22 protein-coding genes, 7 tRNA genes and 1 rRNA gene are annotated in these 21,931 nt (G+C 48.8%); 3 read left to right on the forward strand and 27 right to left on the reverse strand.

The features are described from left to right. Positions 1 to 80 precede the first annotated feature (80 nt). Positions 81 to 482 carry a hypothetical protein gene (locus tag DIJ65_RS09505; protein ID WP_071152050.1) on the forward strand — a complete coding sequence of 134 codons (402 nt, stop codon included), beginning with the start codon at positions 81 to 83 and terminating at the stop codon, positions 480 to 482. 36 nt (positions 483 to 518) lie between these two features. Here the strand turns inward: DIJ65_RS09505 and DIJ65_RS09510 are convergent, their stop codons facing one another. From DIJ65_RS09510 to DIJ65_RS16335, 10 genes are all read right to left on the reverse strand, one after another. Beyond that, positions 519 to 860, reverse strand: coding sequence for a zinc ribbon domain-containing protein YjdM (locus DIJ65_RS09510; protein WP_117301409.1), 342 nt, complete (start codon positions 858 to 860; stop codon positions 519 to 521). 94 nt (positions 861 to 954) lie between these two features. Continuing rightward, positions 955 to 2,127 (reverse strand): DUF5050 domain-containing protein, encoded by a 1,173-nt coding sequence (locus DIJ65_RS09515; protein ID WP_071152049.1) that lies wholly within the window; start codon positions 2,125 to 2,127, stop codon positions 955 to 957. Beyond that, complete coding sequence (locus DIJ65_RS09520) at positions 2,120 to 2,644, reverse strand: sigma-70 family RNA polymerase sigma factor (protein WP_117301411.1); 525 nt, start codon at positions 2,642 to 2,644, stop codon at positions 2,120 to 2,122. Before DIJ65_RS09520 ends, DIJ65_RS09515 begins: the two co-directional genes overlap by 8 nt. Before the next feature lie 446 nt (positions 2,645 to 3,090). Further along, a complete protein-coding gene (locus DIJ65_RS09525) occupies positions 3,091 to 4,950 on the reverse strand; it encodes an adenylate/guanylate cyclase domain-containing protein (protein WP_117301413.1) in 1,860 nt (619 codons plus the stop codon). 11 nt (positions 4,951 to 4,961) lie between these two features. Then, positions 4,962 to 5,306 carry a DUF3307 domain-containing protein gene (locus tag DIJ65_RS09530; protein ID WP_071152048.1) on the reverse strand — a complete coding sequence of 115 codons (345 nt, stop codon included), beginning with the start codon at positions 5,304 to 5,306 and terminating at the stop codon, positions 4,962 to 4,964. After that, entirely contained in the window at positions 5,303 to 6,454 is a 1,152-nt protein-coding gene (locus DIJ65_RS09535) for a GAF and HD-GYP domain-containing protein (RefSeq protein ID WP_071152047.1), read from the reverse strand. The genes DIJ65_RS09530 and DIJ65_RS09535 overlap by 4 nt, the downstream gene beginning before the upstream one ends. 236 nt (positions 6,455 to 6,690) lie before the next feature. Next, positions 6,691 to 7,155 (reverse strand): VOC family protein, encoded by a 465-nt coding sequence (locus DIJ65_RS09540; RefSeq protein WP_071152045.1) that lies wholly within the window; start codon positions 7,153 to 7,155, stop codon positions 6,691 to 6,693. Positions 7,156 to 7,242: 87 nt separating this feature from the next. Further along, positions 7,243 to 7,692: a GNAT family N-acetyltransferase gene (locus tag DIJ65_RS09545; RefSeq protein WP_071152044.1), complete on the reverse strand. Its 450-nt coding sequence runs from the start codon at positions 7,690 to 7,692 to the stop codon at positions 7,243 to 7,245. Further along, positions 7,689 to 8,207 carry an NUDIX domain-containing protein gene (locus tag DIJ65_RS09550; protein WP_071152043.1) on the reverse strand — a complete coding sequence of 173 codons (519 nt, stop codon included), beginning with the start codon at positions 8,205 to 8,207 and terminating at the stop codon, positions 7,689 to 7,691. Before DIJ65_RS09550 ends, DIJ65_RS09545 begins: the two co-directional genes overlap by 4 nt. Positions 8,208 to 8,264: 57 nt before the next feature. Further along, positions 8,265 to 8,423 carry a hypothetical protein gene (locus DIJ65_RS16335; RefSeq protein ID WP_169816769.1) on the reverse strand — a complete coding sequence of 53 codons (159 nt, stop codon included), beginning with the start codon at positions 8,421 to 8,423 and terminating at the stop codon, positions 8,265 to 8,267. A gap of 552 nt (positions 8,424 to 8,975) precedes the next feature. Here DIJ65_RS16335 and DIJ65_RS09555 point away from each other — a divergent pair. Beyond that, positions 8,976 to 9,608 carry a C40 family peptidase gene (locus DIJ65_RS09555; RefSeq protein ID WP_071152042.1) on the forward strand — a complete coding sequence of 211 codons (633 nt, stop codon included), beginning with the start codon at positions 8,976 to 8,978 and terminating at the stop codon, positions 9,606 to 9,608. Positions 9,609 to 9,733: 125 nt separating this feature from the next. Here DIJ65_RS09555 and glmS read toward each other — a convergent pair whose 3' ends face one another. The 9 genes from glmS to DIJ65_RS09600 form a co-directional block, all read right to left on the reverse strand. Continuing rightward, complete coding sequence (glmS, locus tag DIJ65_RS09560) at positions 9,734 to 11,536, reverse strand: glutamine--fructose-6-phosphate transaminase (isomerizing) (RefSeq protein ID WP_071152041.1); 1,803 nt, start codon at positions 11,534 to 11,536, stop codon at positions 9,734 to 9,736. Between the two features lie 424 nt (positions 11,537 to 11,960). Beyond that, positions 11,961 to 13,310 (reverse strand): phosphoglucosamine mutase, encoded by a 1,350-nt coding sequence (glmM, locus tag DIJ65_RS09565; protein ID WP_071152040.1) that lies wholly within the window; start codon positions 13,308 to 13,310, stop codon positions 11,961 to 11,963. A 47-nt stretch (positions 13,311 to 13,357) separates the two neighbouring features. Next, on the reverse strand, positions 13,358 to 14,632 hold the full coding sequence (locus DIJ65_RS09570; protein ID WP_117301415.1) for a CdaR family protein: 1,275 nt from the start codon (positions 14,630 to 14,632) through the stop codon (positions 13,358 to 13,360). After that, the gene (cdaA, locus tag DIJ65_RS09575) at positions 14,625 to 15,461 is read right to left on the reverse strand and encodes a diadenylate cyclase CdaA (protein ID WP_071152052.1); all 837 of its coding nucleotides are present in this window, start codon (positions 15,459 to 15,461) and stop codon (positions 14,625 to 14,627) included. Before cdaA ends, DIJ65_RS09570 begins: the two co-directional genes overlap by 8 nt. A 300-nt stretch (positions 15,462 to 15,761) precedes the next feature. Beyond that, entirely contained in the window at positions 15,762 to 16,397 is a 636-nt protein-coding gene (locus tag DIJ65_RS09580; RefSeq protein WP_071152037.1) for an anti-sigma factor, read from the reverse strand. A gap of 12 nt (positions 16,398 to 16,409) precedes the next feature. Then, positions 16,410 to 16,973, reverse strand: coding sequence for an RNA polymerase sigma factor SigW (sigW, locus tag DIJ65_RS09585; protein WP_071152036.1), 564 nt, complete (start codon positions 16,971 to 16,973; stop codon positions 16,410 to 16,412). Between the two features lie 211 nt (positions 16,974 to 17,184). Then, complete coding sequence (gene rocF / locus DIJ65_RS09590; RefSeq protein WP_071152035.1) at positions 17,185 to 18,093, reverse strand: arginase; 909 nt, start codon at positions 18,091 to 18,093, stop codon at positions 17,185 to 17,187. Positions 18,094 to 18,163: 70 nt separating this feature from the next. Beyond that, positions 18,164 to 18,727: a GNAT family N-acetyltransferase gene (locus tag DIJ65_RS09595; RefSeq protein ID WP_071152034.1), complete on the reverse strand. Its 564-nt coding sequence runs from the start codon at positions 18,725 to 18,727 to the stop codon at positions 18,164 to 18,166. 12 nt (positions 18,728 to 18,739) lie between these two features. Beyond that, the gene (locus tag DIJ65_RS09600) at positions 18,740 to 19,630 is read right to left on the reverse strand and encodes a LysR family transcriptional regulator (RefSeq protein WP_230321363.1); all 891 of its coding nucleotides are present in this window, start codon (positions 19,628 to 19,630) and stop codon (positions 18,740 to 18,742) included. Between the two features lie 96 nt (positions 19,631 to 19,726). On the opposite strand from DIJ65_RS09600, the gene DIJ65_RS09605 reads away from it, so the two are divergent. After that, positions 19,727 to 20,806, forward strand: a complete 1,080-nt coding sequence (locus DIJ65_RS09605) for a citrate synthase/methylcitrate synthase (protein WP_117301417.1) — start codon at positions 19,727 to 19,729, stop codon at positions 20,804 to 20,806. 152 nt (positions 20,807 to 20,958) lie between these two features. Here the strand turns inward: DIJ65_RS09605 and DIJ65_RS09610 are convergent. From DIJ65_RS09610 to rrf, 8 genes are all read right to left on the reverse strand, one after another. After that, positions 20,959 to 21,031, reverse strand: a tRNA-Ala gene (locus DIJ65_RS09610). Positions 21,032 to 21,060: 29 nt separating this feature from the next. Beyond that, a tRNA-Lys gene (locus tag DIJ65_RS09615) sits at positions 21,061 to 21,133 on the reverse strand. Between the two features lie 8 nt (positions 21,134 to 21,141). Then, positions 21,142 to 21,216, reverse strand: a tRNA-Gln gene (locus DIJ65_RS09620). Between the two features lie 17 nt (positions 21,217 to 21,233). Beyond that, positions 21,234 to 21,317, reverse strand: a tRNA-Tyr gene (locus DIJ65_RS09625). Between the two features lie 23 nt (positions 21,318 to 21,340). After that, a tRNA-Val gene (locus tag DIJ65_RS09630) sits at positions 21,341 to 21,416 on the reverse strand. A 7-nt stretch (positions 21,417 to 21,423) separates the two neighbouring features. Then, positions 21,424 to 21,498, reverse strand: a tRNA-Glu gene (locus DIJ65_RS09635). Positions 21,499 to 21,550: 52 nt separating this feature from the next. Then, positions 21,551 to 21,623 (reverse strand) — tRNA-Thr (locus DIJ65_RS09640). 40 nt (positions 21,624 to 21,663) lie between these two features. Next, positions 21,664 to 21,779, reverse strand: a 5S ribosomal RNA gene (gene rrf, locus DIJ65_RS09645). Positions 21,780 to 21,931 lie beyond the last annotated feature (152 nt).

The following is a 21,931-nucleotide window of genomic DNA, read 5'->3' on the forward strand; positions in this document are numbered from 1 at the left end:
CATAAATTTTCGCAATTCTGTATTCTGCGTACAGGAACTGGTTTCTTCTATATAGAAGTAAAAAGGATGGAGGGATTGCTATGAAGAAAACCCTAATCATCATTTTGATTATTATCGCCCTGCTGGTGATCGGCTTCGCGCTGACATTCATCCCACGCCCGGTCGCCAGTGTCGACCGCGACGACGTTTCAAAAATCGTCATTTTCAATGGTGGAACCGGTGAGGAAGTTGAAGTCACGGACGAAACGGACGTCCAGCGCATCACCGACAATTTTAACGCAGTGACATTCCAGAAGGAAAAGCCGTCTATCGGTTACATGGGTTACATGTTCAATCTCACGTTCTATAATGAGGACGATAAAGAGATGAAAGAACTGATCGTCAATTCAGCAGACACCATCCGCTATAGAGGTTTTTTCTATCATGCGAAAGATGGCGAAATCGATTTCGAATTTCTGAACAGTTTTTTTGAGGAACAATAAAAGAGGCTGAATCCTATTGGAATCAGCCGCTCCCCCTTACCCCTTCTTCACAAACTCCGATTTCAGCTTCATCGGCCCGAAGCCGTCGATTTTGCAGTCGATGTCATGATCGCCGTCGACCAGTCGGATGCTTTTCACTTTCGTGCCCTGCTTCAGGACAGACGAACTGCCCTTCACTTTCAAATCCTTGATGACGGTGACGGAATCCCCGTCCTGCAGAACATTGCCGTTGGCGTCTTTGACGACTTTCGCTTCTTCCGCCTGCTCGCTTTCCGCTCCCGGCGTCCACTCATGCGCGCATTCGGGGCATACCAGCTGGCTGCCGTCTTCGTAGACATATTCGGAGTTGCATTTCGGGCAATTGGGTAGTTCGTTCATTGTTGTGGCCTCCATTTGATGAATAAAATCGAACTAAAAAATACTCTCAGGAAAAGCTTATCCCAAGAGCACCTCTTTGACCATACTGAATCCTTTATTCCATTGTCCCGACATCCAACAAATACATCGCCCGGTCTTCTGCTTCGCCGTTGACAATGAGCGTTCCTTCCTCGGTGAACCTGGGCATAACGAGCCGTTCTTCTATACCCGCGAAGGAAGGAACTTCCAGCAGTTCATCACCCTTTAGCCTAAACAACTCAACATCGTTCGAGTCATTGCCGTCGGCGACACTCAAAGCGACATAGTTCCCGTAAACGGCGTAGGCATCAAAAGCAGGGGTTTTAATTTCGACAAATTCCCCAGTGGCAAGATCCATATAGCCAAAAACTGTGGCGGTCAATTCTTCATCACTTAATTGCACATAGACTTTATTGTCCATCAGCGTTACATTTTCCGCTCTTTCATATGGAAGAGTAAATTGTGCTTCCAGCGAGTTCTTATCCAAATCGTATACTGAAAATGTAGTGATCGTTTTGTCCTCTTCTATTAAACGCTCAGGAATTACGATGCTGTTCTGCCAAACGGACGCACCGCTATTACCTCCGTCATGTGTCAATTCATGCAATCGGGTTTTTTCCATCGTCAGTAAATCGACCATTTTATAGCTTGGCTGTTTCTCTTCCCCTTCAAACCCGGCATAAATCAAATAATTCCCGCTGATGTTCAAATCAAATACCAGTCTCGATTGGATCAATTTTCTTTCATTCGTTTCCAGATCCATGATTTCAATTGCAGCGCTATCATCAGCGTCCACTTCCCAGGCCAGCCAGTCACCTTCCACGACAACTTCATATGTCTGAGCTCCATCTTCAAGATTCACCAGCACTGTCTCGGTTTTATTGGCTGCATCGAACGAATAAATTTTTCCGTTAATATTATATATAAGTGCGTCTCGTTCATCGTCATACACCGAAGTAATCAGGTCCGGATACTCATGCCCAGTAACGATCAACTCCTGTGGTACCAGCCCTATTTCCTCTAAAGCACTTTGCTCCTGCAAATCACTCACGTAAGGGTATCCCAGCACACCCGCAAGCCCGATCACCGCCACCCCAGCAAGCGCCGGCAACAGCTTTGGCACGTGCGTCGGTCTCCGTTCGCCCTCCCGCTCCTGCGCCGCCTTCAGAATCTGCCGCTTTTTCGCATCCGACAAAGTCACATCTTCCGGTATAGACTCTTCCAATTCCCGCTTCAAATCTTCATGCATGCTCAATCCCCTCCTCCGTAAATGTGATCCCTGCCTGTTTGCGGCCTCTTGCCAGCCGCGTCTTCACCGTGTTATTCGACGTTTTCAGCACCTCGGCGATTTCTTTTACTGACAGTTCCGCATAATAATGAAGCCACAGCACTTCCCGGTATTTCAGCGGCAGCTTGCCAATTGCCCCTGCCACTTCGCTGCTCTGTTCAGATGCCAGTGCCGCTTCTTCCGTCGAATCTTTACCTGGCAACAGCGGACTCAGCTTGTTCGTGAGTTCGATCTTGCGGTGTGCCCAGCTCCTGAAATGGTTATGGCATTCATTCACCGTAATCCGGTACAGAAAAGTTTTGACGCTCGAGCGCCCTTCGAACTTCTCTAAATTTATGTAATAGCGAATAAAAACGTCCTGGACAATGTCCTCCGCCTTCGTCCGTTCTTTGACGAACGAATACGCCAGCCGCACCAGATAATGCCCGTATTCATCCATCGCCTCCGTCAGCAACCGGTCCTTCTCCCGTTTCTCCAAGCCCTCGCCCCCTTTTTCTCTATCTGTTAGACAACGCCCAATGCGTTCCGGTTTCGTTATCGGCAATAAAAAATACCCTTTCTGCCAGTTTAGCGGAAAGGGTAACAAGTAAATGCATTTTTTATACTATACAAGCTGAACTTAAAAATTATCATTTGAAACCGCTTCGGCGCTATGGACAGGGCAAAGGTTATAACTCACACAATAAGCTGAGAAGCCCACTCGTCTTTGCTCCATCGGCATTCGCCTGCGCTGGCGGTGCCGAAGTAACTACGGCTGTGAGGTCTCTAAGATATGGAGCAAAACAGCGAGACGCCCAGGGGAGCAGGCGAATGCCGACGAAGTGCTGAGATCCACTCGGGCGAAGTGAAACGAGACCGAGTTAGCTCAGCGCGAGCCCCCAGGCAAGCGAAGCTATTTTGCGGAATATCGGTTATTAAAAATTATTAGTTAAACGCATATGGAGAAATGGCTTCGGCAATCACGCCATCACCCACACAAGCCCTCACCAGCTCCACTTCCCCTTGGATCCCTTTCAATTTCGCCGGGAACGCCTCCATCTTCACGCCATCCTGCTCCACAAGGGCACGCAGCTTCGGCTGATCCAGGTAATCACGGCTGAAGATGATGTCACCGCCCAATCCCTGGCCCTGGATGCGCGCCGCCAGATTGACGGTCCGGCCGAAATAATCGAGCCGGTCGTTGGACGTAACGGCAATTGCCGGTCCGCTGTGCAGGCCGACTTTCAGCACGATGGGGTCCTTCTTATCCTTATTGAATTCCGCAACATGCTGCTGAATCTCCAGCGCCGCCCGCAAGCCATCTTCCGGCAAATGGAAAACGGCCATGACTGCGTCACCTATCGTTTTCACGACACTGCCGCTGTTCTTGCCAATCCACAGCGAAAGAAAATCGAAATGTTTATTGACCTGGCCGTAGGCATTAGCGTCGCCGACCGTTTCGTACAGCGACGTCGAGCCTTGCAGGTCAGTGAACAGAATCGTCACATGATCGATGCCGATCTGTTGACCGGGTGACAACACTTCAGAAGAGAACAGATCCCGGAATTCCTGCATCGCCGTCACTTGGGCAGCCGTCACAGCATTCTTGCTCCAATCCGCCTGTTCCAGCACCGCGACGATATCACGGCCACTCGAATTGTGGACCATCAGTTCCGAAACCGGCAACAACCGGGACTCAGACCAGCCGCCATCGGTAAAGCCGATGGCCGTTTCCGATTCTGCACCTGCCCTTTCCACATATACCATTTCATTCGACTGCAAAACACGGAGCCGCCAGTTCCCTTCCGTTTCCGGTACAGGAAAGCGGGCAGACATGCCACGTTCGATGATTTTCTGCACTTTGACGTGCGGCGTGATAATCGGCGCGCCGACACAATACACTTCCGCGTAGGCTTTTCGTATCGCCGGATGAACGGAGAAATGAAGTTCGACAAATTGATCGAAACTGGCATCGTAATTGATTCCGCATAAATCGCAGTGGAAGTCGGCCGTCAGACCTGACAGGGACGTATTGGCTGACTTCGACACCCGGCAATTCGGGCAGATCAGATTCCAGCTCAAATTCAGGATGCCGGATTTGGTGGCATACAGAAATAATCGCAGCACCGCGTCCGGATCCGCTCCCCATTGCTCCGCAATTTTAAACGGTTCCATCAGCGCGGCATCGTGGTCGCTCTTTTCCGTGAGATACTGGTGCAGCAGGCCAATTTGTTCCTCTTCCACCGGCCAATTCCGGAGCACCGTCTCCAGCCGCTCCAGTTCCGCCAGATCGATTTTATGTCTGGCATTTTTCTGCGGTGCCTCATGCAGTTTCTGCGCTCCGGACTTCAGGTAATCATCCAGGTAATCCAATGCTTTTTTCATCGATTTTACCGCAACGGCATAAATTGACATGAGTCCCACCAAATTTTTCGGGGTGAACTCGGCGGTCAGCCGCACCGTGGTCTGGTTCGCCTCGGCAGTTTTCGAAGTGTCCAGAAATTCGATGTGCCACGTATAATATTTCAATGGTCCTTTGATATAACGGCGCTCGATCCGGTAATTTCTGAATTCTTCCCATTGAAACGGCAACTCCTGCCAGACCATCGGGATGACTCCGGCAGCTGTTGCGTTGGCTTCCCTGTAAAAAATGCCCTGCCCATCCTTTTTCACCGTGCTGAATGACACCGGAAACAAACCGATATACTGGTTCATCCGATCGTTGTCTGCAAGCAATCCCCAGACTTCTTCCTTGCTCAACTCATAACTGCGTTCCATCACGAATACTTTCGGTGCAAAATCCATCTGTCACTCTCCTACGAAATAGCGATGGCAATCGCCAAAATGATGATATGAAAAATCTGGTCGGCCACAATGCACAGCCAGGCCTGTTCCGGACCCTTCGCTGTCTGTATCTTCCGGACCCAAAATGCCACAAAGGTTTTTCGGTCCAGGACGCTATGGCTGAAGAAAATCAATGCGATCGCCGCCAGCGACAAACCGCCGGACAAAACGCCGAATACGCTGACGACAACGGTATAAACCGCCACATGCACCAATAAAGGAAGCCATTTCGCCGCTTTATACTTCGCCATCCACGAAGTCTGCAGCAAAAAATCGCCGATTAAATGTCCGATCAATAGGTAATCGAACTGGCTCATAGGCGGTACTCTTTTTTATGGTCCGCTTCGTACTGCGCCAAATTGTAATCACACTCCACCAGCACCGCTGTAAAAGCATCGACGATTTCACTGTCGAACAGCATTTCTTTGCAGCGGGTCAACTCTGCCGCACCGTCATGGTAGGACATGCCTTTGCTGTAGGAGCGCGCCGTCGTCATGGCATCGAACGTATCCGCGACGCCGACGATGCGGGCGAACAGGGAAATCTCTTTCCCTTTCAATCCGTCAGGATAGCCGGTGCCGTCAAGCCGTTCGTGATGCGACCGGGCAGTTTGGATGACGTCTATCATGACCCCTTTGGGTTCCATGTTCGATAAGATATCGGCACCGATCACCGGATGCAATTGGATTGACGCGTATTCCTCCGCCGTCAGCCGGTCGGGTTTCCGCAAAATATCATCCGGTATGCCAATTTTCCCGACGTCATGCAGGAGTGCGGCTTTGTATAATTCCTTCATCTTGTCCGGTGCCATGCCGAGCTTGCCGGCAATCCACACCGAATAATTGGCCACCCGCTCCGAATGCCCGGCCGTGTACGGATCGCGTGCATCGAGCACTTTGGCAAGCGTTTGGATCATGCTGAGGAACATCTGCTGCAGCTCGTCGTACATCTGGCTGTTATGAAGCGCCATCGCCGACTGGCTGGCCAGTGCCACTGCCAGGGAAACATCTTCTTCTGCAAAGAAATTCGACTGCTTTTTATTCAACAGCTGCAGCGACCCCAGCACTTTGCCTTTGACTGCGAGCGGCACCGTAATCATCGATTTCGTCACGAAGCCACTCGACTGGTCCACCCAATTCGACCAGTCCGGATGCTCTTCGACATTGCAGATCAATAATGGCTCCCCGCTCATGATCACCTTGCCGGCGATGCCTTCATCCTTTTTCAAACGGATGTTCAAAATCTTGTCGGCCGACTCCCCGTAGGCCGCGACCACCCGGATTTCTTCCCCGTCCGAATCCAGCACCCACAGCGTGCCCGCCTCCGCTCCGATGACTGTCACCATCTGCAGCAGGATGTTCTGGAACACGTCCTCTATCTCCAAATTTGAATTCAATTGTTTGGACGCTTCCAAAATGCTCAATAATTGCTGGACTTTCATTTCCGAATGCTGTAATTGTTCCATGTTATCCCCCTATTGTCCCGCTTCTTTCTTTCTCAACCCGCTTTTCTGTTCATCTTATCATTATCGGCTGAATTCGAGATAATTTAAATCAAAATATGTTTGGAATAGAAAATTATTACGGGACACAGAAAAGCTGAACTCTTTCGAATTCAGCTTCAGCAACAGGCAGTGGTCTTTATTGCGAATCAGGCACAGCCTGTACTTCAGCATGCCGAACTCCCCTTTCCCCGCTGACTCTATCGCTGCGAATGCTTTCTGTCCCATTCATCCAGCGACATTATTTCAAATTCTTCCTCGACATCCAACCGCAGCGGAGCGATCAATTCGAGTGAATTGCCATCCGGGTCATGAAAATAAATCGCCGCATGCGCATGAGGGTTGTTCGGCAGGATCAACGGCTGCTGTTCGGGTGAAAAACCGAAAGCCGTCCTGCCCGCAACTCCTCTCGTTTCCAACCAATCCTTGGCGTTTCGTAAATCTTCTATCGAAACATGAAACGCAATATGCCGCAGCGACGGGTGGTAAGGCGTTTCCGCTTTCTCCGTTTCCCACAAGCCCAGCCAGCTACGTCCTTTTTCGAGCCAGAAAAAAGCGAGTTTGTCTGTTTGGTACGCTAGCTCCAATTCCAACTTTTTATAAAACTCAATCGACTTTGCCAGATTCCGCACTGGTAAATGGGCTTCGTAAAGGCCTTTGATCATTCCTGTGGCTCCTCCATTCCTCTTAAAAACGTCAACTTCCGCAAATCTTTCTGGTTTTTTTTCGTTCTTCTGTGGCCACATGCGTTTTCACGCTTTATTTTTTTCCCAATAAATCATGTCATCGCTCTTGATGGCCACATTCATCCCGAGCTTTTCCAGCACCCGGATCGATGCCGGATTGCCGCGCAGCGTCTCTGCCTTGATCTTGCGGACGCCTTGTTGCCACGCCCAGTCCATCAACGCCCCGACCGCTTCCGTCGCATACCCTTTATGCCAATATTCCTCAAGCAGCCCATAGCCGATCTCGACGGCTCCCTTGTTGTCCGGCTTGCCTTTGAATCCCAAATCCCCGATTACGGTGCTGTTGGATTTCAGCAGTGCCAGCCAGGGCCCCCAATAAAGGATGCTTGGATCTTCCGCCAATTTCTCCAAATGACCCCAAACCTGCGGCCCATTCTTGTAGTTTTGTTCAGTAAGTACCGTCACGACTTCTGCCGTGCAAGGGACTATCAGTAATCGTTCAGTTTCCAGTTTCATGTTTTGAGAGTCACTCCGTTTTCCTCTTTATTGTTCAGCGCTTCCTTCAAGACCAATAACGCTATTTCGTGGTCCTCCATTACATACGGCGCTTCTTCCGGCTCTACCCAAATACGGGAAAGCGTCTCGTGCTCCCGCCGGAACGGCAAGCATTCGGTGATGTCCATTCTATAGAACAGTTGATACCCGATACGCGGGTATTTTCCATTCTCCACAAATTTCTCGTTTTCTGTATGGTCGACTTGAATTGCGCCGATATATTTTATATCCCCTGTCACACAGGCTTCTTCATACGCTTCCCGGTGCAAGGTTTCTTCCGGCGTTTCATGCGCCTCCATGTGCCCGCCCGGAACATGGAAGCCCCGCCCGTCCACATGGACCAGCACAATTTTGTCTTCCAAAAAGCAGTAGCCGTGGACACTCGTCACGATGTCGCTCTGCTCGAGCATTTTTTGTGGAAGCCAGGTCAGGCTGACCACATGCCCGCCCCAATTTGCGTATGCCTGATTTTCCATGCGGCAACCTCCTGCTTTCTCAATCCAAACTATAGAGCCTTTCTCTTTTTAAATCCTTCAATAAAGCAGATGACCGAAAGTATTGAGAATCCAGGCAATCACATAAAGCGGCACACCGACAATCAGCATGCCCGCGATAACGTAGCTCAAGCCTTTTAACAGCATATCGAAAACATCGTAGATTGCACCTGCCAGATCATCGATAAACCGCAGCATCCCTTTTCCCCTCCTGGCTCAAGCCTCCCGTTTCATCCGGCAGCACCTTCAATTTTTCCTTTTATCATACCACTCGAAAGCCCATTAAAATACAAAAATACTGAATTTTGCAATTCAATTTTATACTCGCTTGATGTTTTGTACCGGAAAAGAATTTAAGTCCACTGTAATTTTCGCTCCATTTTATGTAAGAATTTCAGACACTTTTTTGGGGTAAGAGTCCTTTTCATTCATTGGGCAAATTCCAAAACCCTTTATCCAAGAGATTCATGCAGGATTTTTATTAATTGAAAGAATTTTTAATATATTATTTGGATAAAGTAATAATATATCAAAAATATATCAAAATATTTAAATGTGTTAACAAAACCATTACATGGGTTTCATTCGATATATACGCATGCTACACTAAGCATGGCTTCAGAGATAATTGATATGAAGTATCAGATAGTTAATATATTCCTCTAGACATTCTGGCTTAGCAAATAAAATACGAGAATCGCTATTCAAGCATATGAATACAGTGAATTCCAGACAATCAAGGAGCGGAAAATGAAAAAAACTAGAAAAGCATTATTAGCCTTTACTGCCACTGCTGCCCTTTCAGCTGCCATCGTTGCACCTGCAAGTGCATCTACCTATGAAGTGAAATCCGGAGATACGCTATGGAATATCGCACAGGACCATGGAACATCAGTTTCCAGCCTGCAAAGCATCAACGGCATTACAGGAAACATGATTTATCCTGGCCAAACATTCCAAACAAGCACCACTGCATCTGCAACTGCAAGCAGCACGAAAGCGCCGGAAGTGACAACAGTCAGCAATCCTTCCTCTTCACTCGCATCGATAGCGAAACAATATACAGGAGTGCCATACGTATGGGGCGGCTCTACGCCAGCAGGATTTGACTGCAGCGGATATATTTCTTACACCATGAATAAAGCAGGCTACGATATCAGCCGCACAAACGCAGCCGGTTATTACAATATGGCAACGAAAGTCAGCACTCCGCAACCGGGTGATCTTGTTTTCTTCTCCGGCACATACAAACCGGGAATCTCTCACGTTGGGATTTACATCGGAAACGGCCAAATGATCTCCGCTAACAACGGCGGCGTGGGCGTTGACGACATCTACGGCTCTTATTGGGGCGACCACTTTACTGGCTTCGGAAGAATGTAAGAGAATAATAAGCGTTACAGACCAGGATCTTTTTCCTGGTCTGTTTTTTGTTGTGCAAATTGCCATTTCCAACCGGCATCAAAAAAAACCGGATCCCAAAGGATCCGGTTCTGTTAGTCCATGTTCTATTCAACCGTAACCGATTTCGCCAGGTTACGTGGCTTATCGACGTCACAGTCTCTGTGAAGCGCTGCGTAATAGCTGATCAGCTGCAACGGGATAACCGATACAAGCGGTGTCAACAGTTCATGCACTGGCGGAAGAACGTGGCTGTCGCCGTCTTCGTTCAGGCCCTTCATTGAAATAATCATCGTGTTCGCGCCGCGCGCCGCCACTTCTTTGACGTTGCCTCGGATGTTCAAGTTGACGGATTCCTGCGTCGCAAGTGCTATGACAGGCGTGCCCTCCTCGATCAATGCGATTGTTCCGTGCTTCAGCTCGCCGCCGGCAAAGCCTTCCGCCTGGATATAGGAAATCTCTTTCAACTTCAATGCACCTTCAAGTCCGACGAAATAATCCATCAAACGGCCGATGAAGAAGCAATTGCGTGTCGTGGAAAGGTAGTCATGCGCCAATTGCTCGATTTCTTCTTTCATGTCGACTTGCGCCTGAATGGCATTCGCCACAATCCCCATTTCCTGCACGAGGTCAAAACCAAGCTCGCGCCCGCGTGCTTCTGCCGATACTGCTGACAGAATCGCAAGAACCGCCAATTGTGCTGTATAAGCTTTTGTAGAGGCTACTGCGATTTCAGGTCCTGCATGCAACAATAACGTATAGTCCGCTTCACGTGACAAGGTCGATCCCGACACGTTTGTGATGGTCAGTGATGGGAAGCCCAGCTCTTTGATGCGCACCAACACCTGGCGGCTGTCAGCTGTTTCACCTGACTGTGAAATGAAGATGAACATCGGCCGCTCTGAAAGAAGCGGCATATTATAGCCGAATTCACTCGCTACATGCACCTCCACCGGAATGCCCGCCATTTTCTCCAAATATTCCTTGCCGATCAAACCAGCATGAAAGCTTGTTCCCGCTGCGATGATATACAAACGGTCTGCTGTCTGCAACGCATCCAGGATTTCCGGTTTGATGGTCAGTTTTTCGTTTTCGCCCTGGTAAGCCTGGATGATTTTGCGCATCACGGCCGGCTGCTCATCGATTTCTTTGAGCATATAATGCGGGTAGGTGCCTTTGTCGATATCGCTCATGTCGATTTCAGCAGTGAACGGCGCGCGTTCCACTTTTTCGCCTGCAAGCGTCAGGATGTCCACGCTGTCTTTGCGGACGATTACGATTTCCTTGTCCATCAATTCAACAAACTGGTCCGTCACTTGCAGCATCGCCATTGCATCAGATGCCACAACATTGAAACCCTCGCCCAGTCCAACAAGCAATGGGCTCTTGTTTTTCGCAACAAAAATCGTCTGCGCTTCTTCTGCATCAAGCAACGCGATGGCGTAAGAGCCTTTCATGAGCTGAAGTGCTTTGCTGAAAGCTTCCTGCGTCGTCTGGCCTTCTTCTACGAACTTGCCGATCAATTGCACAATGATCTCCGTATCTGTATCCGACTCCATTGCCACATCAGCCAAATAATCGCGCTGCAGGTGATGATAGTTTTCGATTACGCCGTTATGCACAATCGTAAAACGGTCAGACGTGTTCTGGTGAGGGTGAGCATTCATTTTGCTCGGTTTGCCGTGTGTTGCCCAGCGTGTATGCCCAATCCCGGTGTTTCCTGTAACGTCTCCGCTGACGGCGCCGCGCAGATCCGCAATACGTCCTTTTTCTTTAAATACCGTGATGCCTTCGCTGTTGCGCACTGCAATACCCGCTGAATCATATCCGCGATACTCCAAGCGCTCCAAACCCTTTAATAAGATCTCTTTTGAATCTTTTTCTCCAATATAACCGACAATTCCACACATAATTATAATTCCTCCAATGTTTTTGCAATATCAAAATAAGCGTTCGCCAATATACGCGGACGCATTGTTTCGAGCCCATTCATCCTGTTGTACAGCTGATCGCTCAACTGCTTTGAAGATGAACATCACGACCGGGCTTCACGGCCGGGAGGTATCCGCCGAAATCTCGATACTCCTCCTCCTCGTCTACTGGAAAATGACTTGTCCGTCCAATTTTTCCAGTACAGGCGCTTCAACTAGTTTCCTCATACGCTCTACTGCTATCCCCCTTTTTATGCGGTCCTAAACAGACATCCTTATCATACCCCGCTCCATGTAAAAGCGCAAATGATTCAAATGGCTCATTCGACTCTGCAGCTGCCGATTTCTTTGGCATAAAAATATCCGCGAACAGGTAAGTTCGCGGATTCTCACTATTCAAACGTCAGCTCATGCCCATTTCTGCACGCACCACTTCGGCGATGCGCTCGACATAGTGTTCGCAGTCTTCTTTTGAAGCGGCTTCCACCATGACGCGCACCAATGGTTCCGTACCGGATGGACGGACGAGTACGCGGCCATTGCCGTTCATTCCTTTTTCCACGTCTTCGATCTCCGATGCCACTTTCGCGTTATCGGTAACCGCATGCTTATCCGTTACGCGGATATTTACAAGCTTTTGCGGGAAAATCGTCATTTCAGCAGCCAGCTCAGACAGTTTTTTGCCGGTGATTTTCATGATATTGACCAATTGAAGACCCGACAGCAAGCCGTCACCTGTTGTATTGTAATCGAGGAAAATGATATGGCCGGACTGTTCGCCGCCAAGGTTATAACCATTTTTTCTCATTTCTTCTACAACATATCGGTCGCCTACAGCGGTTTTAATGCTCGTCATGCCATTTGACTCAAGTGCTTTGTAAAAGCCCATGTTGCTCATGACTGTTGATACTACCGTGTCTTTGTTCAGACGGCCTTCGGATTTAAGATGCTTGGCACAAATATACATGATCTGGTCGCCGTCGACTATATGGCCTTTTTCATCCACTGCAATCAGGCGGTCGCCGTCGCCATCAAACGCAAGTCCGATGTCTGCATGTTTTTCCACTACCAATTCCGCCAGTTTATGCGGATGGGTTGAACCTACATGATCGTTGATGTTCAAGCCATTCGGCGAGGCACCCATCGAGGTGATGTCTGCATCAAGATCAGCAAATACGTGAGTCGCCAACGTTGAAGTGGCGCCGTGTGCGCAATCGAGTGCTACGTGGATGCCATCGAATTCCTCATCGACTGTCTGCTTCAAATACTGAATGTATTTTTGGCCACCTTCAAAATAACTTGTGATGGCTCCGAGGTCGCCGCCAGTTGGACGCGGCAATGTGTCTTCTTCCATGTCCAGCAATGCTTCAATTTCCGCTTCCTGTTCATCGGACAGTTTATAGCCATCCGAACCGAAGAATTTGATGCCGTTGTCCTCCACAGGATTGTGGGAAGCCGAAATCATGACTCCCGCTTCCGCGCTCATCACGCGGGTCAGGTAAGAAACGCCTGGTGTGCTGATGACACCAAGGCGCATCACTTCCGCTCCGACACTGAGTAATCCGGCAGCCAGCGCGCCTTCAAGCATCTCTCCTGAGATACGCGTATCCCGCCCGATCAGAACTTTCGGTTTGTCCTTCGCGCTTTTCGTTAATACATATCCGCCGAAACGGCCTAATTTAAATGCAAGTTCCGGTGTCAATTCACTATTGGCCACACCACGAACTCCATCTGTTCCAAAATATTTTCCCATGCTGTCATTCTCTCCTTAAATCCAATACAACTATTGGATAATAATGCCTATCTTATATTGACGGTCGCGCTGACTGGCGAAATCCGCCATTCGGCTTCTGCCGGTCCATCGACTGCGACAGCCAGTTCATGCCGGCCCAATTTTTCCGCTGCATCTACATATACCACAAAATCTTCCAAACTCAAATTTTTCAGCATTTCCTCGGTTCCATAGGCAACCAACGCCACCATGCCGTTAACAGGATCCAGGAAATCGGCTCCATTGCCTTCTTCCATCCCTCTGACCTCTAAAGCCAGATTTTCAAAGAGCCGTATTTCATCCGAATCAGCATATCCTCCAACAATGGCATTGACGTTTTCCGGAATCAGCACGGTTTCATCCACACTGATATCCGCGTCTACGATAATGTTGGAAGGATCGACGGAACTTGTTCCTTCCGGAGCCGCGAGCTCCACTTCGATCGCCGTGTCCGTCAGGGTCACGCCGCTGATATTCACTTCCACTTCGTATTTTTCAATTGCATCGACGACATTTGGCGGACCCGAGATTTTGACGGTGTTGATATCTGTTTCAATTTCATCGACTGTAATCCCTTCGGGTGCGGTGCCGGTCTGCAAGAGGGAGAGTGGAACCTCTTTGCTGTATTCTTCAATGACAGCTTCGACTTCCACCACTTCCGGTTCTATTGTTACATTATCAAGCTTGGTCAGATCATTGGCCAGAACGCGCACGCGCGCTTCCCTGGTTACGGAAGCATTCAGTCCGGGCTGTTCTGTCACTGTCGCCTTCACAAAGCTGATGGAATCAATGACACTTTTCGCGCCGCTGACGGTCACTGTATTTGGATCTGCCGTTATACTTTTCAGGACGTATCCTTCAGCAATCAACCGCTCATTCAGCTCGGCATCAATTTTAAACTCCTGGGTCACGCGCTCCTCAATCGTGACGTCCAGAAACGTCGGATCGATGCGCACCCCCAGCTGTTCGGAAATATTTTCAGTCTGCACCCGGATACGATGTTCACCGAGAGCCAAATTGCGCAAGTCCACAAAGACAGTAAAATCCATTATCTGTTGTGTGGTCTGGACCATGCTGTTGGGCCCTGTAATATGGAGATCCACAGTTGCGGGTACACCGCTGACCATCAAACTTGTATCGTCGTAATAGACTTCAAGCGGCACATCTTCGATAACCTCGGTCATCGTATTGCTGGCCGCTGAATTATTGTTTTCTTCTTCCGCTTTAACGGAAAAGAACATAAGAAAGGCAAGCAATAAGGCAGTAATCCTCAAAAACCAAGGGTTGTCCATCATTTTATCCATTCTTTTTTCCCCTCCAGTTCCACCAGGAAGAAGTTTGATTTTGCTGTTGTTCACCGAACCAAATGCGTCGGAGCTTCACTTCAAAATCTTCAAGCGACAGGTTGCGGTGAAGATCACCATTCGCCGTCAAACTGATTGCGCCGGTTTCTTCCGATACAACAATTGTGATGGCATCAGTAACTTCACTGATTCCGAGTGCTGCACGGTGACGCGTTCCAAGTTCTTTTGATATGAATGGACTTTCCGATAACGGGAGGTAGCATGCGGCAGCCGCAACTCTGTTTTTCTGGACAATAACGGCTCCATCGTGGAGAGGCGTGTTGGGGATGAAGAGGTTTATCATCAACTCTGACGTTATGTCGGAGTTCAAAGGGATTCCCGTTTCGATATACTCGCTCAATCCGGTTTCGCGCTCAATGGATATCAACGCACCGATTCGCCGTTTCGCCATGTAACTCACTGATTTTGTCATTGCTTCAATCAGCCGGTTGCGTTCCGATTCTTCATTCAAGGTACTGCTGGAAAACAGTTTCCCACGTCCCAATTGCTCAAGCGCACGTCTCAGCTCCGGCTGAAAGATAATGATGATTGCAAGGAAACCCCAGTTGAGCACTTCCTGCATAATCCAGCCGAGCGTCTGAAGATTCAATGCCTGCGTGATCAATTGGGCGATGATGATAACAAATATCCCTTTCAGTAACTGAACCGCTTTTGTTCCTTTAATAATTGTTATCAATTTATATAAAACGAACCAAACTAATAAAATATCAGCTATATTGATAATAAGTTCGAGTGGTGTTAAGTTAAAAATATTCTCCAGAAACGGCATCTGCAACCCTCGCTTTTCTACATCTGCATGAAATAAGTATATCATATTCAATCCGCTCCTGCCTTTAAAGAATAGCGGCAGCGAGAGATAGCCCAAACTTGTTTGGGCCTATCTATTGTGACGAAGCAGCGCAGCGATGCAACGCACTTTCATGTCCCGAAGCTAGCGTAGCGATGCAGGGACAGAGACAGGAGCAGCCTCTTGCCCGAAGAGCTGTGCGGCTGGAGTCTGGACACATGGAAAAGCGAAAACAGCCGCCCCATTCCAGACAGAAAACCCCGTCCTTGGTGAGGACGGGGGTTAATCGTTAACCAATGCAGCTTCATTGCTGAAAATGGATGCAGCGTCTTTAAAGCCTTCTTTTATGTTATACCACAACCACTCAAACACCTGGTCAATTTCTTCCACTTCACCGGTTATCACCCCGCTGGAGGCCATATACTGGCCGTTCACCACGGTGACATTGCCATGAAGCTCTCCGTCGACCCGCAGATCACCGTTGCGCACCTTGATGTCGCCCCGCACCACCTCGCCTTCGGGAACAATTACCGTATTCCCTTCAACAATGACGTTTGGCTGCTTCGTAAACGAAAACTGCTGCTCGTTATTGAAGCTCGTGAACAATGCAGCGCTCATCAGGACAAAGAAAATGGCAGCAGCTGTGAATAATGGGTGCTGTTTGAACCAGCGCTGTGCGCCTGACCGCTGATTCTGTTTTGGCAGTTTGCGCATCGTGGCTTCCACAAAACCCCTTGGCGCTTCTATTTGGGATGCACTCTGAACGAATGCAACAGTTTTGGTCAATTCATGGTAAATCTGCTGACAATCTTGGCAGGTAACCAGATTTTCTTTCAACACCCGTTCTTCGGATGGTTCAAGGTCACCGTCTAAATAATCGTTCATATACTGGACGATGTAATCCGGACACGTTTTCATCCTGCTCGCCTCCTACAAATTGCTTAATTGCTTCCGCAAGGCTTCCCGCCCGCGGTGAATGCGTGTTTTCACAGTCCCAAGCGGCAAATCAAGAATTTCGCTGATCTCCGCCAGCGGCAATTCTTCAATATACTTTAATACAATAGCTGCCCGGTACTTTTCCGGCAAGCGGCTGATCTCGTATTGCACCCGCTCCTGAATTTCCATCTTCACCAATTCGTCTTCGGGAAGCTCATCGTCATTGGCAATGCTCGAGTACATATTCAGTCCTTCCGCCCCGCGCACTTCCGCGTCCAGATAGTAATCCGGCTTTTTCTTTCTGATCCGGTCGATACATAAATTTGTAGCTATACGATAAAGCCACGTGGAGAATTTTCTATTCTGATCGAATGTATGAATATTGACATAAGCACGCATAAAAGCTTCCTGAGCAATATCTTCGGCTTCGTGTTTATTGCCGAGCATACGATAGCAAATTTGATACAGCCTGTGCTGATACAATTCCACAATCTCTGCGAATGCGTTCTGGTCGCCTTTGATGACTTGTGCTATTCTCTTGTTCACTAACGCATCCATGATCTCATTTCCCTCTGCCTGTGCGGCTATGTTTTATATACGGATGACCTGCTGAGAGGTTTCATTTATTTTCTCTTTTCTATGGTATCAAATATTACCCAAATAAATCCATCTAATTTTCGGCCAAATTAACCAATTTCCCATTCCATAACTCACAGCATTTATTGTAAGGCAAATAAAAAAACAGGCTTTCGCCTGTTTTTTGCTAATTTTAAAGTAATTTTTCGCCAAGCAATGAACCGATAAGGGCCACTGCCACGTCTGCTGTACGGTTTTTTTCGTCCAGGATCGGATTGACTTCAACAAATTCCGCTGATGTGATGATACCGGCGTCATGAAGCATTTCCATAGCCAAATGGCTTTCCCGGTAGCTGATGCCGCCCGGAACCGGAGTTCCGACACCCGGCGTGTACAATGGGTCGATTCCATCAAGGTCGAGCGATAAATGCACACCGTCTGTCTTGCGTTCTTCTTTCAGGTAACGGATGGAATCTTCGATGACAAAATCCATCCCCATCTTATCAATTTCGTGCATGCTGTAAACTTTGATGCCGCGCTCGCGAATCAATTCACGTTCGCCTGGGTCTACTGAGCGCGCGCCGATGATGACGATATTTTCAGGCTTCACTTTTGGCGCAAATCCACGGATTTGCGTCAATTTCTCGTGGCCGTGTCCAAAGCTTGCTGCAAGCGGCATACCGTGGATATTGCCCGAAGGCGATGTTTCGCTGGTATTCATATCTGCATGCGCGTCATACCAGATGACACCCAGATTTTCATGGTTTGGTGAAATGCCGGCAAGTGTTCCGATGGCGATACTGTGATCTCCCCCAAGCACAAGCGGGAAGTTGCCTGTTTCCGTAACCGCCTGGACTTTCTCACCCAATGCTTCCATTGCCTCTGTGATAACCGTCATATTCCGAAGGTTCGTATCCGTATCGACTTTGCCGTCAGCATGGCCGACCAGAATATCTCCTTCATCCTTAACCGTATGACCCAGGTTTTCAATGCGATTCACCACCCCCGCGTAGCGGATGGCGCTTGGCCCCATATCAACCCCGCGGCGATTTTGTCCGTGGTCCATCGGTACTCCAATAATTGACACATTTAATTTATTCATGTTTTTATGCCCCCTTGTTTAGTCCAACCTATTGTAACCGCTAACAACAACATGGCTCAACTGCACAAGATTACGTATTTTTATTCATTCTGTTCTCTAAGGTTTCTTTCACGTTCGGCCATTCTTTATCAATGATCGAATAGACGGCGGCGTCTCTTGGCTTGCCGGTGGACCGGATGCGTTCATTTCGCATGATCCCTTCTTTTACTGCCCCTGTAGCTTCGAGCGCTTTTTGCGAGCGAATATTATCCTTATCCGTTTTAAATTGCACACGGAACATCCCCCGCTCTTCAAAACAATAGGCGAGCAGCGCGTATTTCACCCGGCTGTTCAAACCGCTGCCCTGTATTTCTTCCGCATAAAAAGTCGAACCGATTTCACAGCTTTTGTTGAGTTCGTCAATTCCGAAAATCCGGGTCGTGCCGACAACTTTCCCGGTATCCGGCTGCTCGACTGCGAACAGCAGCACATTCGATTGATTCAATCCTGCTTCCAGCCATTCCGTAAATTCATCAAACGTCTCCACTTTCGTCAGCATGTGCTCGAAAATTTCCGGTGTATACAAATCCCACAACGCTTTGAAATCCTCACGCTTCAACAAGCGCAGGCGCACTCCCGGCTGCTCAATAATCATACTGGTTTCCTCCTAACTGAAATAGACGGTCTGGATTCTTTCCAAAAACTCTTTTTCGAGATCTCCCATGTCCTTACTTATAAAGTATGTTGCTGCAGTCGGCAACGAAAACATTTCAAAGGGCACTTCCAACAATCTGCCTTCCATTAATTCCCTTCGCACCATCGACCTTGGCAAAAACGATACACCCAGCCCTTCCTGGATGAACCGCTTCGCAATATGTGCCTGCGTCACTTTCATTGTCCGCAGCCCCGGGATCTTCAACCGTAATTTTATCAGCAGTTCACTCCAGAAAGCCGGGTGGTGGTGCGTGAACAGGTAATGCGATTGCAGCATTCCGCCACCTGATATTACCGGTCCCGACTCGTCATCGTAAGCGTCTCTCGGCACTACAAAAACAAGCTCATCTTTATAAACCACTTCACTGTGCAGCCCTCGGCTCACCGGTTGAATGGCTGATATCCCTGCACTTACTTCTCCAGTTTCCACCAGGGCTTCAATCTTTTCCGATTCCTCCACCCGGATGACCAGCTCCAAATCCGGATGCTGTTTTGTAAATGACTTCAATAAATAAGGCAGCACCGTCTCCGCCATCAGCGGCGAAATAGCCAGCACCCACTTTCTCCGGTATCCCTGTGCAAACGAATGGACACTTTCCACACTCTGCTCCAACTGCCGCAGCAATTTCTCCGCTTCCCCTTTGAACAACTTTCCCTCCTCCGTCAGCGACACCCGGTTTTTATTGCGCTGGAATAAAGCTGCACCCAGATTTTCCTCCAGCAAACGGATATGCACAGTGACACTTGGTTGAGACATCAGCAATCTCTCCGAGGTCTTGCGAAAATTCAGCGTTTCTGCCGCATCAGCAAATGTTTTCAACCATGCCAACTCGATAGATGCCACTTCCTTTCAATTAATATTTTGAATTGATTCAATTATAAATCATTAATTTTCATAATCAATAGAGCCGGGTAAACTATAAGAAAAGGAGGAATCATCATGTTCCAAAAAGGATTGAAGGATGTGGTTGCGGTTCAAACTAAAATCGCGGCTGTAGAAGGAAACAAAGGCGAACTTCGTTATCGCGGCAGGCTTGTAGAGGAGACCATTGCCAACCACAGTTTTGAAGAAACGGCTTACTTTCTCTGGACCGGCGAGTTTCCGCCAGACGACCGGTCCGAAGCACTGAAACTGCAATTTGTGAAATACCGTTCCCTGCCTCCGTATATTCAAATGATTGCTGAAGAACTCCCAAGAGAAGCACCCCTCATGGACAAGATGCGCACATTGCTGTCAGCGTATTACGACCAGGAGTACTTGAGTCTGCCACCGGTGGTACAGGCGGTTGCATTAACTTCCGCATTGCCCGTGATGACCGCCATGCTTTACCGATTACAAAAAGGAAAAGAAATAATTGCGCCCAGCAATCAGCTCGGCCACACCGCCAATTACCTCTGGATGCTGAATGGAGAAAATCCGGCTGATGCGCAAATCGAAGCACTCGAAACGTATTTGAAGCTGACAATGGAGCACGGCATGAACGCTTCCACCTTTGCAGCGCGGGTAACGGTTTCTACCGAATCGGATATGGTGGCTGCCGTCACTTCAGCTCTCGGAACCATGAAAGGTCCGCTTCACGGCGGTGCCCCTTCAGGTGTCATCTCCCTGCTGGAGGAGATCGGTTCAGCAGAGCGGACCCAATCTGTCATTACCCGTAAGCTCGAGGGCGGCGAAAAGATTATGGGCTTCGGCCACCGCATTTACCGGACGGAAGATCCGCGCTCGATCCTTCTGCGCCGGAAATGCCTGGAACTCCAAGGCAGTGATCCTTGGCTCGATCTCGCCGTGGATGCAGAAAAACAGATTACCCAATTGCTCAATGAACGAAAGCCCGGCCGTGCCCTCTATACCAACGTTGAATTCTATGCGGCAGCCATCATGCGTTCCATCGAAATGCCGCCCGAATTATTCACTCCCACGTTCAGTATTGCCCGGATCGTCGGCTGGACAGCCCATGTCATTGAACAGCAAGCCGACAACGTCATATTCCGCCCGCAATCGGAGTACGTCGGAAATTAAAGAAAAGCGCTGGAGTCTGGACAGCGCAACACTTGTTAGTAAGATTCTTCTGATTAAAAAACTTGTATATTTTTATCCATAAAAAAATCCCGCATCCAATTTAATGGATACGGGATTTTTACACATGGATAGTACTAATACACATGGAACAATGGAGCCTAGGGGGCTCGAACCCCTGACCTCGACGCTGCCAGCGTCGCGCTCTCCCAGCTGAGCTAAGGCCCCGCGCTGAACAGGCGCAGGAAAAATAAAGATGAGCCATGAAGGATTCGAACCTTCGACCCTCTGATTAAAAGTCAGATGCTCTACCAGCTGAGCTAATGGCTCATAAAAAATGGCTGGGGTACCTGGATTCGAACCAGGGCATGACGGGATCAAAACCCGTTGCCTTACCGCTTGGCTATACCCCAATGCTGAAAATAAAAACTGGTGGTGGGGGGCAGATTCGAACTGCCGAACCCGAAGGAGCGGATTTACAGTCCGCCGCGTTTAGCCACTTCGCTACCCCACCGATATGAAATTTAAAATAGTACATGGTGGAGGATGACGGGATCGAACCGCCGACCCTCTGCTTGTAAGGCAGATGCTCTCCCAGCTGAGCTAATCCTCCATAATTTTGGTGACCCCTACGGGATTCGAACCCGTGTTACCGCCGTGAAAGGGCGGTGTCTTAACCGCTTGACCAAGGGGCCTTGATAAATGATATGAAACCCGTATACCGGAATTTCATTTTGAAAAAACAAAAGCTCCCAACCGGATTCGAACCGGTGACCTCTTCCTTACCATGGAAGCACTCTACCTGCTGAGCTATGGAAGCAAGGTAAAAGAATCTCGGAACAAAAATAAAACATAGAATAGCCCAGCGACGTCCTACTCTCACAGGGGGAGACCCCCAACTACCATCGGCGCAAAAGAGCTTAACTGCCGTGTTCGGGATGGGAACGGGTGTGGCCTCTTTGCCATCGTCACTGGACTGGTTTTTTTGAGTGCTTGCGCCCTCAAAACTGGATAAACGACATCGAAACAATTCGCGCACAAAGCGGTTCACGAAATTGGTTTTGGTTAAGTCCTCGATCGATTAGTATTCGTCAGCTGCACGTGTCGCCACGCTTCCACCTCGAACCT

It is taken from the genome of Planococcus salinarum (assembly GCF_007004625.1).
GTDB lineage: Bacteria > Bacillota > Bacilli > Bacillales_A > Planococcaceae > Planococcus > Planococcus salinarum.